The organism is Enterococcus sp. AZ163 (assembly GCF_050498925.1).
Lineage (GTDB): Bacteria > Bacillota > Bacilli > Lactobacillales > Enterococcaceae > Enterococcus_A > Enterococcus_A ferrettii.
This window is the reverse complement of the sequence record NZ_JBIPAO010000009.1, coordinates 1-12033: the sequence shown is the minus strand read 5'-3', so window position 1 is coordinate 12033 and position 12033 is coordinate 1. Positions and strand designations below refer to the sequence as shown.

Sequence of the window (12033 nt, the reverse complement as noted above, 5' to 3'; positions counted from 1 at the left end):
TCATAACTGGGTGAGAAATGGTATAATACAGACAGGACAGTAAAAGCGAATATGACGGTGGCTATCTTTTCTGAAACGAGGTGGTGCGTATGATCTTACGCAAAAAATCTGAAGAAAGGAGATGCCCTTTTGTCTGCTTACGAGACGGTCCAAGTGATTTTAGGTTTTGGTATGTTTACCATTGCTCTAATTAGCTTGGTTGTCGAGTTGCTAAAAAAAGACAAAAAAAAATAACCGTCGCTTTTTCGCTGAGGACGATTATTTTTAAGTAATTAACCGAAGCCGCCGTCTTAAACGGTGAAGCTGTCCCAAGGGAGGTTGTTAGTGCAACTTCCCTTTTCGTCTATATTATAGCATATTACCCGGTAATACGAAAACTTATTACCATATAAATTTTGGTATGATAAAAGACAAACTATCTTTTAGTGCCAGAAATTTTCAATATGCTATTAATTATATAAATATCGATAAAGTATACCAGTATACTGGTATACTATTTTTTTATCATTTCATATTGCATTTCGTACATGGATTTAAATGCTTCTTGCTGCCTAGTAGTTAATCTAGTACCAGTATAACTGTCAATCAATAGATCGATAATTTCGTTAACTGTAGCTTTAGGCATATTCTCTAATTCACCTAAAAAGGGTTTTAATGTGTTAATTTTCAAATTAACAGCAGGAGATACCTTCTGGGTCATAGTTGCTTTCAATCGTGGATCTTCTTCATTTATCATTAATTTCTTTTGTGGAGCAACCTTTTTTGTATTAGAGTCACCAGCAATCCGGCCAAAGTCCTTATTTCCTTTTATAGCAACCTGTTTTTCTTCTAGGGTTGTTTTAGCAGGGGTAGAGCTTTTTGAGTTATCAATTAAGGGAGTAAATTTTTTTGTCATAATTTTACCCTCTTTCTAAATAGTCTTCGTGCTCATTTAATTCATTCAAAACGTCTATGAAGACTTGATGTGCTTTTAAATCCCAACCATCAGGCTTTCCAGTGTATGAATAATTTATTTTTATTCCTTCAACATCATATACCTTGAGCCGTTCTTGGTATTTAACTATGGTATCTATTACATTGCCACCATAAAGTTCATGTGCTTGATTCAATACCTTGTTGTCCACACGTCCTCCAGGTCTGAGCATACATGGAATAATTCCTAGGACTTGAAGGCTGTTCGAATAATTATCTGCTAAATATTGCATATAAGCAATGTATGTTTGTGCTCCATCTAATGATAATTCTTGTGTTTGTAAGACGATGATGCAATAGTCTGCTGCTAACATAGCATTGTCGCTATAATCTGAAATTGTTGGTGGAACATCAATATATATGGAATCATAATCAGCTTTAAGAGGTTCAATCAACTTGTTTAAATAAGTGATTTGACTACTTTCATCATCAGGAAAATTTTGAATAAGAATTTTAGACAAATTCCTAAATGCGGTATTTGAAGCAATTAAGTCTAAATTATTAATGATTGGTGTAATCTGACTGGACAAATCCCCTTGTAAAAAACCATCAGTGACATTTTTTGAAATATCCTCTACGTTCCCGGTTTTTGCAAGAATAGTTGTGGCATTGCCTTGCGGATCTAAATCGATAACTAGTGTTTTCTTGTTGAATTGGGTAGCATTTTCATAAGCCAACATAGTAACAGTCTTGGTCTTCCCTACACCACCTTTGAAATTTCCGACAACATAAACTTTACCCATACTATATCCTCCGTATACTCTTATTAAGTTAGCAATAGTATACCACGGTGAAGTATCAAGAGCAAGCAAATAGAAAACTTTATTTCAAAAGTATACTAGTATACTTTTGAAATAAAGAACATAGATCTTATAAGTATACTAGTATACCAGTATACTTATATACTAGTATACTAGTATATTTTCAAATTTTGTCTTAATCTCACGGGAGTAGTACAAGTTAAATGTGGATGTAGTATACTGGTATACTTTACAAAAAGTATACCAGTATACTTTTGTGGTATACCAGTATACTGGTATACTTATACACTGGTATACTGGTGATAAAGTTGATTGTATTTTTTCATTTACAAAAGTCTGCTGATAATATACTTTGAAGATAGTAAAAAAAAAACAGTCATTAATTCAACTTCGACCCTGAATTAATGGCTGCTCATGCTTTTGGAAAATCCAATTTATTGATTACATAATATCAAAAAAGCGCTAAAAACTCAATTGTTTTAGGCTTATTTGAGTATGAGAATGAATCAATAAAACAAATGCATGACTTTTTAGTCATGCATTTTTAATTTGAGAATAGTAGGTGATTATATGTACCAGGCAAACGATATGGTAACAATGGTTTTGAATGATGGTTTGAGAATTTACAAGTATAAGAATAGCAAGATTAAGCCAGCTGGTACTGCTGAGGAGAACAAAGGGGCTGTTTTTGGTTACCGGTCTAAGGAGCATATGATTCAAGGGAGAGGCATGGTCATTACTTCTGAAGAAGCAGCAATAGAGAATGGGGATCAACTTACTCATTGGACACCAAACGTGTATAGATTTGGAACATATGCTGATAAAAGCCGCCAGTTTACAAAAGGGCATAGTGAAGAAAATCTGCGTCAAATCAATACTTTTGTTGTTGATATTGACGTTACCGGTGAAAAATTTAGTCATGGTGAGATTGTACTTGCAGCGTTTGATCGTATTGGTTTGTTACCAACGTTGATTGTAGATACACCTGGAGGATACCAGGCTTATTTTGCTTTAGAAAAAGCTGTCTATGTTACTAAGAAAAGTAACTTCAAAGTGATCAATGTGGCAAAGCGGATCTCCGAGAATATTCGCAAAGAACTTGCTAAAGAATTACCAGGAGTGGACCTGGGTTGCAATCATTTTGGTATTGCGCGAATTCCACGTAGCGACAACGTTCTTTTCTTTGAGGAATCTTACCGGTATTCTTTCCAAGAGTGGATCTCTTGGTCTATGAAAAAATCTGGAGATAAGCCAGGAGTGGTGATCCCGTTCCCAACTGCTAAAAAAAATGAGATACGTCAGGTTGATGAAAAGTGGTTTGATTTGCTGCTGCATTCTGAAAAATTAAAAGGATCAAAAGGCTTATTGGGTCGAAACAATGCTGTTTTTACCCTTTCTTTAGCATACTATTCTTCAGGATATGATAAAGCCACATGTGAGTACAACATGATCATGCTGAATGAACGCTTCAGCAATCCTTTGAGAGAATCAGAGATCCTGCGAGTCGTGAAAAGCGCCTACTCAGGAGAGTACCAGGCAGCTTCAAAAGATTTTGTCCGGGAGATTTGCCATGCTTGGGTTTCACCAAATTTGACAGATGATCAGCTATTTAGTAACAAAGCCGGTTGGTGGAAATTCAAAAAGGATCGAAAGGATCGAGTGAAAAGTCACTCAAAAGAATGGCAGCAAGATATTCTCCATTACCTAAACGAACAAAGTTATACCTATAAGCCATTTGTTTACTCTACAAAGAAAGAGATTCGTGAAGAAATTGGCGTGCCGGAGAGAAGTTTTGATGCTGCACTGAAAAAGCTGAAAGAGAGTAACCAGGTGTTTTATCGAGTTACGCGCGGCCGCGGCGGCGGAATCATGATAGCTTCAGTTAAAGCGTTGATGCGAACAATCATCTTAACCAAAAAAGAAGTCCGCGAGGCTTATTTTCAAGCGATTAGGGAAGCTTTTAGTGTGGCCGGTACATTAGTTCAAGAGATTTTTGAACAGCTATTACCGATGGGAAATGGATACACTCAAATTGAATTGCTGAAGGCGGCTCCTGGCTGAAAATAAAACCCGCAAACTGCCTATACAATATATCTATGATACTGCTTTGTCTTTCCGTGGTGTTGTGAATACTAAGTAATTTGGCAGTCCTTTGATTGCATTCGCGATATTTATAAGGCGTTTGTTGCTGTCCGCTCTTATCCTTTATTCTTTTTAGTTTCTTTATTGTTGATTGATAGTGGTTGCTGCATTAGCAGCTTCTTGGGTTTTTGGATTAAATGAAATTAGCTTATTTTAGCTGGGCCTTAGCCCAATGTTGATTCTATATTTCATCTTTGAACGCTTTAGCGAACATACGTTTGCATTCGGTTAAAAATCTGTTATAATTTTATGTGAGATTAAGACGTTAATTTCATTTTGAGTTAATCGCCATGGCTAGTTCCCCAGCAAGAGATGACTTATTTTGCCAGTAAGATGCTAATTTGTTTAGTGAAATCTCTATCCAGTATTGATAAAAAAGATTGCTAAAATAAATAACGATAGTTTTGGTTGGTTAAATACTTTTGTTTTTGGGAATAATTGTTTAAACATTCTAAAAATGATTAGTGAGAGGAGACTGGATATTTTATAAAAAAACAAAAAAATGAGATGTAAGGTTTGAAGAACGGTGAGGAGTGAAGTTTGAGCAGTTTGTTTCTCAGAGGAATCACAGAAATATTGCTTGACTTATCAGCAATAAAAGGATTAGACTGAAAGCGAATTGATTCTTGCTCCTCAAGCAAGATACCAAAGTGTTTGAAAAAAATAACCAAAGGCTCAGCTGATCTCAGGAGTTTCTCAGGCTCCGTCATAGACCAGCTGTAGGCAGTAAGTATAGGCCTTACTGCGTTAACCTTCGGGTCATGGATTTCTCCAGACATTCGTCATTATATCAAAATTGGATCGGTATTGTTAGGATTTTCATCGAAAAAGGGGAATAATTTTTCTCGAAATTCCTAATAGTGTCAGTCAAATTAATATAATGATCAAGCGGAACTTGGGGAAATGATACACATGATCTGATAAAGGGAAACGTAGTGTAGACTGCGTTTCCCTTTTTTTGTTGTTTTTCGGGCAGGAATCAATTCTTTAAGTTTTTTGTTTATTCACGTCGCATATAAACGAGTAAAGGAGTGAAAGTATGTCGAAAGGTATTGTTGTAAAGGTAACCGACCTAGAGAAAAAACGATGTAGGGTCCAGTGTTTCAATAAACACACATGGAATATTCGCCAGGGTGTGGCGTATAGAGTAGTTCCTACAGGGAACATGGGAGAAGAAGTTGAGCTCTATGAAGTACCAGTTAGTAAGATCTTTAACCAAATAAAATTTGTTTGGTTTAGAGGGGACTTGGTAGCCTGCTGGAACGGTGAAGTAGTTGTAACGACGGGTGATAATAATTTTGTGAAAATTAGAAGCAAAAATAGCGACAAAATCCAATCCGAATTGAATAAGCAGGCTTTCAGAGATGCAGTACACTATGAAAGCCGTAAAAAGATGTTGGATCAAGCGAGAAAGATCTATTCTAAACTGGACAGGCAAGAGTTCCAATGTTGGGTTTTTGGTATTCGAGATTTTTGGTATACGAAGAAAGATACTTAAATGCCAGGGTTAACTTAATTTCACTTCAAAATAAAAAAGGGAGAGTGAGACGATGATTATAAAAATTGTGATTTTCTTTGTTGGTTTTTATATTGGAGCAGCGATCATGTCGGTTCTGGCTATGGGGAAAATATCAGAACTTTATCGGCGCCTAGAAAAATGAGCGTACGAGCTTAAACACCTTTTGTTTGCTAGGCTTTCAAAACAGGAACTAGCAAAGATTTTCTAACACAAAGAATCTGGATTTATACTCGCTGTGGTTGTTGATAACGAACACGACAGACAGTATATACTCGGAGGATAATTGAATATAAAACTAGCTAGACTTACTCCAAGCTAATCATCAGCAGCTACTAAAGGGCTTGGAGGAATACCTGCAATCAGCAAAATGTTGAATAGGTGTGCTGCTACTATCAGAGGGAGAATTGCCAAGATCTGTAAGAGTTTTACAGGGAGCGATTAACCATACTCAAAGGTTATCTTGTGAAAATAACCTTGTTTCTCAAAGTTTGGACGTGAATGGATGCTTAAACGTCTGAGGTTACTGTTAACTCAGTGATTATCACATTGTCTATGCAAAGCTAGTAAACAAAAGGTGTTTAGGAGTATGTACCATTTCATTGAGTTAGTGGATGATTTTAAATACAAGGAGAAAAAATGCCAGAAGAAAAAAAGGTAACGATTCAATTGTTGGTCGTGTTGTTGGTAGCAAGTATTGTCATGTTAATTGTCTCATGGATCAATCAGGTCGGCATCGGGATTTGTATCCTGTGTATCTTTTTGAACCTGGCTGGTATGGTCCTAATTACTTTCGATCGAGAGGAGGAATCCAACGTTGAAAAAGTTAGAACCACTCACACTAGACGATCTGACCCTAAATAAGTATTGCAGATTGCAAGGAAAAGGGTACACCATCCAAGAGATCTATCAAGCTTTATTAGAAGGATCGAAAAACGAAAAAAAGTCTGTCATAAAAGCAGAATTTCTATACTGGCGGAAAGCCCATGGTTTTTCGTCAGCAAAGAAAAGATAAATAGGATTCAAAAAAAGAATGGAGGCAACCGATGCAAGAGAAAAAAACAATCACACTTCCAATTGGGAAGACAGTTAATCCGGTTTTTGATGGGCAAAACAACCTGTCTTTTCTGAAAGTCTCTCCCAATATGACGGCCTCGTTGATCGATAATAACGTAGTGGATGATCAATCGATTTTAGAAGTAAAAGAAGTGATCTTGTTATCTAAATTTCGGATGAAAACAATCATTCCGATTCAGTCTGTACGAATAATCTCGAGTGGTACGTACTGTCTATATGTGAAAAATGGTGTGAAAATTAATCGAGGTAGAATTGTTCAGCCACGAGGCAGGCAAAAAAGAGGCGGATAAGTGAACTGGTCTTTTGTTGGTGGGCCCATTTCCACTAACTCAGCAATGGAGGAAACAGTCCACAAATGGGCTTTAGAAGGTCTTTTTAAAGGAGATGAATGGTCTTGTCAGAAAGACTACTGACGTACAAGAATGATGTTCGAGAAAATTTGATAGGTTATGAGGACGAGAAAAATCTTATCATGAATCCCTCAGCCCAGTTGGAATGGAGCCTAATAGCTAAGTTTGAAAAAAAGAAAGGTATTAAGATTGAAAATTTAACTGACGATAACGAATTTTTTTGTTGGAAACAGAAAGAACTCGAAAAAAGAACGATCCCTGTTTATAAGAAGATAATTGCTTTTTTACTCAGAAAGTAAGCTAGCGGAGGAAATCGAATAGATTTTATGTCCGCACATGACCGAAAGAACGGAATAAGAAAGAGGATGACAAATGAAAAAAGAAGAGTTCTTAGAAAAAATTGATAAAGCAATTACTAATGGTTGGGGGATCAAAGTATATGTGAATATGCCAGATTTACCCAAACCAGAAATCATCTGCAACCCACCTGAAAATATAAAAGGCAAGCGGGATTATTATGACAAGGCCTATGACGATGATATGAAGTTAAAAACGCTTGACCAAATAAACATTATTGATCTTCAGTTTTTGAATTTGAAGTGAGGCGAAATCTTATGAAGTACTGCAACTATGAAAGAGATTTTGTGGATGAAGGTACAACTCCTAAATGGGATGTAACTACTGATTGCGGTTGGAAATTCAGACTTACCCGAGACAATAGATGGTGGCGTTTGTATCTTAGAACACTTGAACCTCATCCGACAGGAACGTTATTAGGTGTCAAATGTCCTAAGTGTGGTAAAGAGGTTAATTTCTTCGATCCAACCTCTGAAACGTCCTGGCGGATTTTACCGCCAAATAAAAAATGAAATGCGAGGAAGAATAATGATCAATCAAAAAATAATTCAAACATTACTTGAAATGGCAAAAGCTGAACCCACTGATAATAGAATTGATGTGAACGATGATAGAAACCCAATGTGGGTCGACGGATATGTGGAAGGTGTAAAGCAGTCAATCAATACAATTTACTCGGTAGAAAAAAGTATCAATACATCTGGGGCAAACCTTGATTTATTGAAAGAAGCTGCTAAGGAACTGCAGGCTATAAAAAACGGCAAGGGAATTAACAAACAGATGGATAAGATGACCGCTTTTAGAGCTTTACATGAGTTAAACGTCCTTATTGAAAAATTGGAAGCAGGCAATTAACCAAGGATAGAAGGGAGAAAAGTATGAGTCTAATTTACAACAATGGTAAACCGATTGGGCGATGTGATTCTTTTTCTATCGAAGAAGTACAAGGAACCAGTGATTTTATAAAGCTGAGAAATTTCAGCTTTCTGAATAGCAATCTAACAGAAAATCAGGATATTTTGCTTAATTGGATGTTAGATGAAACAAAAGAAGTTCGAGAGTACGGCTTTCATCCGACTGGCATTATCAATGAGTTAGCAGCTGGGAGGTCGTGGGTTCCACGTCAATTAGTTGAGCTTTGGAAATGTATGGAAGAGTACAAAAGGCAAGAAGTGCTATTGCGATTCCTGGCAATAAAAAATGATTATGCAGTTAACTAACCACCAGGATAGTGGAATAGTAAGAAGATAAAAAAGATAGCACTAAAATCGCACTATCTCTTAGAAGTTATTTTATTTTTCTGCCAAATTATTTCCAGTAGAATTCTCATCACTAATAAAAAGACTACAAAACAAATTATAATTAATTGAGGACGGATGTTGATTCTTATAACAAAAGTAACTGAAAGTAAAATTAGTGAGCAGCAGCCAACAACTAGCCAAGTTTTTCCAAGAAAGCTATTGGAAAATTTGAGGTACTCTTCTTTCTTTTCTTTGCGAAAGAGAATAGTAAAATCACGCCAAGGAACATTAGGTGTAAGTATTGAAAGACTACCAAAAAAACCGAGAGCACAAAAAGCAACAAGTAGAAACTGTACTTGGCTCATTCTAAATCACCTCAATCTTTTTTTATTAATTATATCATTATCAAAAAAATTTAAAAAGGGAATGCAGTAGTAAGAGATTGAAACAAGTCAGTTAACTCAGCAAATGGAAGAATTAACGGAATTAGGAGGGCAGAGATGATTACGATTAATTTAACTGAGAAAGAGGCTAATTATTTAGTGGCACTATTGAAGAACGATACTGCTAAGAGCCAATCAGTTATGAAAAAGGAGCCTGCATTGAAGGGGTTCTTCTCGGAGAATAATTCATTAAATGGGACTATTTGTAGAAAAATCACTAATAGCCGTAAAAAATCCAATGAAGCAGAATGCAATTGACAAGATGTGAAATATTAAAACGAATCAACAAGTGCAGGAAATTCGATAGTCAGTTAACGACCGATTGTATGCAAAGGAGAGGCATTACCGTGAATAACTCTCCTTATCTTAAGTATTAACTAATCTTCGATTGATTGATCAAGTACAAGTTGAATGTCATTTTTCATTCCGGGGTGTCTTTTGTATTCAGATTCAAGTCCTAATTTGACTAATTCCTGTATGGCTCTAGATCTTGATGAATATTTTTTTACTTGTTTGTAGGCGTCAATTTCTTTAGTAAGATCTTTTGGAGTTGTAATAGGTACACGGTCAGTTTTATTTCGATTAATAGACATAGTAAACCCTCCTTTATGAACATTATAAAGTGACGTCACTTTACTTGCAATAGCTTTCTAAATATGTTACATTACTTTTGTGAAGTGGCGCCACTTTTTCGTTTTGACTAAAGATCCATGTGGATCAGTAGGAAAGAAATCAGAATCGACCTAAATATGGTCATAACGCAGAAGGATTATTTTTTTGGTTAAGGTATAATGTACGTATGATTGTTTTAAAGGTAATTAAAAATCCAAGGAGGAAAATTAAAATGAAAAAGGTAAATTTATTGAAAGCAGCATTAATAGTTGGTTTAGGATTAGGAGCATTTGCAGCAGGGAGTGAAGCTGCTGATGCAGCAACCTTGTACCGTGCATACAATCCGAACACTGGGGAACATCTATATACAGCAAATGGGAACGAAATTCCATTTGTGGTTAATGCAGGTTGGAGAGCTGAAGGAAATGCCTGGGAAGTGCCTGCCAAAGGGACTCCAGTCTACCGAGTATTTAACCCAAATAACGGGGGAGATCATCATTATACTTTGAATAAAAATGAAGTCACTAACCTGACCAATCAAGGCTGGCGAGATGAAGGAATTGCATGGCAATCAGGCGGTTCCACACCAGTTCACAGACTGTATAATCCCAATGCTAAGACCGGAACACATCACTTTACAACTGATGTGAACGAAAAAAATAACTTAGTGAGTGCTGGCTGGAGATACGAAGGTGTTGCAATGTATAGTGGAGGAGATCAGGGTACAACGAATCCTACTAATCCAACAAAGCCTGTTGAGCCTAAGTTAGTTTGGACAGTTTGGTTTGATGTTGCACATTCAGAAGATGCTAAATATGGGATTAAGGAAGGTTCAAAAATATTCAACACGGAAAGTGAAGCTAAAGCTTGGATTGATGATTATGCTAGAAAAGTATTGATCGAAAATAGCGTGTCTTCACCAAGTTATGGTTACAGACAAATTTTCAAATAAAATAGTTAAAATTCAGACTTCACAATAAAATTGTGGAGTCTTTTTTATATAAATTGAAAGGTGGGATAAAATGAAATTAAATAGTTCATAGAACAGATTCTACTAATGATGTTGGCTAATCGAATTCGATTAGCTATTTTTTTTGGAAGGAGAACGAGATAATGAAAAAATCTTTCTTAGGATTTTTTAGCATCATCTTAGCTATAATCCTTTTTCTTTGTGGTCAGAGTGTTGTTCATGCCACTGAAGATAAAGACCAGGATATTAAGTTAAGAACTACGAGACAGACAGTAACAGGTAGAGTTTTTTACGATACTGACAATTTATATACTATGAGAGGTACAAAAAGTGGGGTTGCTTGGTCAGATGTAACAGCTTCATTGGCTGTTCAGTATCCAGATGGTCATAACGAAATGGTTTTTTGTGTAGCTCCAGGAGTTCCATTGACAGGTGGTCAGTGGACCGATGGGTATGAGGGAATAGAATCATCTGCGGTAGATAGAGACGCATTGATTGCCGCTTGTATTTGGCAAAATGTTTTTCCAAATAAGACACAACACGAAGAGATTGCTACAAGAGCGGTGGTTTGGAGTTATTTGAAAGCATATGATCTCAACATTACATCAATTGATCAAATTCCAGAATTTCCTCAGCTGAAGCAAACACTGATGAATGCAGTTGAAGATTATAAAAAAGCTCCTAGTTTTGACAAAAGTACAGTTCAATTGGAATATGGAAAAACGAAAACACTAAATAGTGGAGGAGTAGATTTAAGAGCCTATGATAATGTTGTGTCCAACGATTCCAATGTTAGATTTGAAATTGCTCCTGATGGATTATCGGTTAATGTTACTCCAACAGATCCGACCAAGGTAACAGGTACTTATGCTGCCTTGAAAAGTTTTGCTAATGGAACACCAATAATTTGGACAAAAGAAAATTCTCAAACAGTTGTTACTCCTAGAATTTCCGATCCAGCAAGCTATTCGGTCAAATGGGATATTAAAACCACTGGGGACATTGAAATCGGCAAAGTAGACAAAGACTCGAATGCCTATTTGCCAGATACAAAATTTAAAGCGGAATTCAGTGGAGAAAATGCACCAGCTGCTAAAACAGTCACTACCGGCAGTAACGGAAAAGTTAAAGTTATAGATATTCCAAATGGTGTGAAATACAAAATAACTGAAATCGGTGTTCCAAAACCCTATGTCTTGGGTTCGGCTATCGGCGAAAGCGATACTTACGAAGGTGTTGTGAAAGCAGGGGGGACGGCCATCGTGACAGCACGAAACGTCAAAGCTACCGGGCAGATCGTGATTGAAAAAACAGGTGTTGAAAGTGGAAAAGACCCTTGGAACAGTAACTATTCTCGTGCTGGGAATGTGTTTGAGATCCGCGAAAAAGATAAAGACGGCAAGGTAGTAGAAACGATCACTTCAAATGACCAAGGGATTGCGACTTCTAGCAACAAGCTGCCTTTAGGAACCTATTATGTCTCCGAAAAGACTGCTGCTAACGGGTTTGTGAACACCTTTAAACCAGTGACCGTAAAAATTGAATATAAAGATCAAAAGACACCGGTTGTTGTAGTGAATGACAAGGGAACA

Annotated in this window: 17 protein-coding genes; 13 read left to right on the top strand and 4 right to left on the bottom strand. The window is 36.5% G+C overall.

What is annotated here, in order from left to right; all coding sequences use genetic code 11:
- Positions 1–108 precede the first annotated feature (108 nt).
- Positions 109–234, top strand: coding sequence for a putative holin-like toxin (locus IGI46_RS25755; RefSeq protein ID WP_429966152.1), 126 nt, complete (start codon positions 109–111; stop codon positions 232–234).
- 259 nt (positions 235–493) lie between these two features.
- Here the strand turns inward: IGI46_RS25755 and IGI46_RS25750 are convergent, their stop codons facing one another.
- On the bottom strand, positions 494–895 hold the full coding sequence (locus IGI46_RS25750; RefSeq protein ID WP_429966101.1) for a hypothetical protein: 402 nt from the start codon (positions 893–895) through the stop codon (positions 494–496).
- Positions 896–899: 4 nt separating this feature from the next.
- Complete coding sequence (locus IGI46_RS25745) at positions 900–1715, bottom strand: AAA family ATPase (RefSeq protein WP_429966102.1); 816 nt, start codon at positions 1713–1715, stop codon at positions 900–902.
- Positions 1716–2303: 588 nt separating this feature from the next.
- Between IGI46_RS25745 and IGI46_RS25740 the strand changes: the two genes are divergently transcribed.
- The 9 genes from IGI46_RS25740 to IGI46_RS25700 all read left to right on the top strand — a co-directional run bounded on the left by IGI46_RS25740 (position 2304) and on the right by IGI46_RS25700 (position 8395).
- Entirely contained in the window at positions 2304–3794 is a 1491-nt protein-coding gene (locus IGI46_RS25740; RefSeq protein ID WP_429966103.1) for a primase C-terminal domain-containing protein, read from the top strand.
- Positions 3795–4914: 1120 nt separating this feature from the next.
- Positions 4915–5373 (top strand): hypothetical protein, encoded by a 459-nt coding sequence (locus IGI46_RS25735; protein ID WP_429966104.1) that lies wholly within the window; start codon positions 4915–4917, stop codon positions 5371–5373.
- 657 nt (positions 5374–6030) lie between these two features.
- On the top strand, positions 6031–6255 hold the full coding sequence (locus IGI46_RS25730; protein WP_429966105.1) for a hypothetical protein: 225 nt from the start codon (positions 6031–6033) through the stop codon (positions 6253–6255).
- 182 nt (positions 6256–6437) lie between these two features.
- A complete protein-coding gene (locus IGI46_RS25725; protein ID WP_429966106.1) occupies positions 6438–6758 on the top strand; it encodes a hypothetical protein in 321 nt (106 codons plus the stop codon).
- 104 nt (positions 6759–6862) lie between these two features.
- Positions 6863–7117, top strand: coding sequence for a hypothetical protein (locus IGI46_RS25720; RefSeq protein WP_429966107.1), 255 nt, complete (start codon positions 6863–6865; stop codon positions 7115–7117).
- Positions 7118–7190: 73 nt separating this feature from the next.
- Entirely contained in the window at positions 7191–7421 is a 231-nt protein-coding gene (locus IGI46_RS25715) for a hypothetical protein (protein ID WP_429966108.1), read from the top strand.
- A gap of 11 nt (positions 7422–7432) precedes the next feature.
- Positions 7433–7687, top strand: coding sequence for a hypothetical protein (locus tag IGI46_RS25710; RefSeq protein WP_429966109.1), 255 nt, complete (start codon positions 7433–7435; stop codon positions 7685–7687).
- Positions 7688–7703: 16 nt separating this feature from the next.
- Positions 7704–8030 (top strand): hypothetical protein, encoded by a 327-nt coding sequence (locus IGI46_RS25705; RefSeq protein ID WP_429966110.1) that lies wholly within the window; start codon positions 7704–7706, stop codon positions 8028–8030.
- A gap of 23 nt (positions 8031–8053) precedes the next feature.
- On the top strand, positions 8054–8395 hold the full coding sequence (locus IGI46_RS25700; RefSeq protein WP_429966112.1) for a hypothetical protein: 342 nt from the start codon (positions 8054–8056) through the stop codon (positions 8393–8395).
- Between the two features lie 53 nt (positions 8396–8448).
- On the opposite strand, the gene IGI46_RS25695 is transcribed toward IGI46_RS25700, so the two are convergent.
- Positions 8449–8781, bottom strand: coding sequence for a hypothetical protein (locus IGI46_RS25695; protein WP_429966113.1), 333 nt, complete (start codon positions 8779–8781; stop codon positions 8449–8451).
- A 135-nt stretch (positions 8782–8916) separates the two neighbouring features.
- Here IGI46_RS25695 and IGI46_RS25690 point away from each other — a divergent pair, with 135 nt between their 5' ends.
- Positions 8917–9117 (top strand): hypothetical protein, encoded by a 201-nt coding sequence (locus IGI46_RS25690; protein WP_429966114.1) that lies wholly within the window; start codon positions 8917–8919, stop codon positions 9115–9117.
- 119 nt (positions 9118–9236) lie between these two features.
- Here the strand turns inward: IGI46_RS25690 and IGI46_RS25685 are convergent, their stop codons facing one another.
- A complete protein-coding gene (locus tag IGI46_RS25685) occupies positions 9237–9452 on the bottom strand; it encodes a CopG family ribbon-helix-helix protein (RefSeq protein ID WP_429966115.1) in 216 nt (71 codons plus the stop codon).
- 251 nt (positions 9453–9703) lie between these two features.
- Here IGI46_RS25685 and IGI46_RS25680 point away from each other — a divergent pair, with 251 nt between their 5' ends.
- The gene (locus IGI46_RS25680) at positions 9704–10423 is read left to right on the top strand and encodes a hypothetical protein (protein WP_429966116.1); all 720 of its coding nucleotides are present in this window, start codon (positions 9704–9706) and stop codon (positions 10421–10423) included.
- A 161-nt stretch (positions 10424–10584) separates the two neighbouring features.
- A partial coding sequence (locus tag IGI46_RS25675; RefSeq protein ID WP_429974620.1) for an MSCRAMM family protein occupies positions 10585–12033 on the top strand: 1449 nt, incomplete at its 3' end.

Coding starts and splice junctions, on each gene's coding strand:
- IGI46_RS25700 (WP_429966112.1), top strand. CDS start 8,054: ATGAGTCTAATTTACAACAATGGTAAACCGATTGGGCGATGTGATTCT.
- IGI46_RS25715 (WP_429966108.1), top strand. CDS start 7,191: ATGAAAAAAGAAGAGTTCTTAGAAAAAATTGATAAAGCAATTACTAAT.
- IGI46_RS25685 (WP_429966115.1), bottom strand. CDS start 9,452: ATGTCTATTAATCGAAATAAAACTGACCGTGTACCTATTACAACTCCA.
- IGI46_RS25710 (WP_429966109.1), top strand. CDS start 7,433: ATGAAGTACTGCAACTATGAAAGAGATTTTGTGGATGAAGGTACAACT.
- IGI46_RS25735 (WP_429966104.1), top strand. CDS start 4,915: ATGTCGAAAGGTATTGTTGTAAAGGTAACCGACCTAGAGAAAAAACGA.
- IGI46_RS25695 (WP_429966113.1), bottom strand. CDS start 8,781: ATGAGCCAAGTACAGTTTCTACTTGTTGCTTTTTGTGCTCTCGGTTTT.
- IGI46_RS25740 (WP_429966103.1), top strand. CDS start 2,304: ATGTACCAGGCAAACGATATGGTAACAATGGTTTTGAATGATGGTTTG.
- IGI46_RS25725 (WP_429966106.1), top strand. CDS start 6,438: ATGCAAGAGAAAAAAACAATCACACTTCCAATTGGGAAGACAGTTAAT.
- IGI46_RS25680 (WP_429966116.1), top strand. CDS start 9,704: ATGAAAAAGGTAAATTTATTGAAAGCAGCATTAATAGTTGGTTTAGGA.
- IGI46_RS25730 (WP_429966105.1), top strand. CDS start 6,031: ATGCCAGAAGAAAAAAAGGTAACGATTCAATTGTTGGTCGTGTTGTTG.
- IGI46_RS25705 (WP_429966110.1), top strand. CDS start 7,704: ATGATCAATCAAAAAATAATTCAAACATTACTTGAAATGGCAAAAGCT.
- IGI46_RS25750 (WP_429966101.1), bottom strand. CDS start 895: ATGACAAAAAAATTTACTCCCTTAATTGATAACTCAAAAAGCTCTACC.
- IGI46_RS25745 (WP_429966102.1), bottom strand. CDS start 1,715: ATGGGTAAAGTTTATGTTGTCGGAAATTTCAAAGGTGGTGTAGGGAAG.
- IGI46_RS25690 (WP_429966114.1), top strand. CDS start 8,917: ATGATTACGATTAATTTAACTGAGAAAGAGGCTAATTATTTAGTGGCA.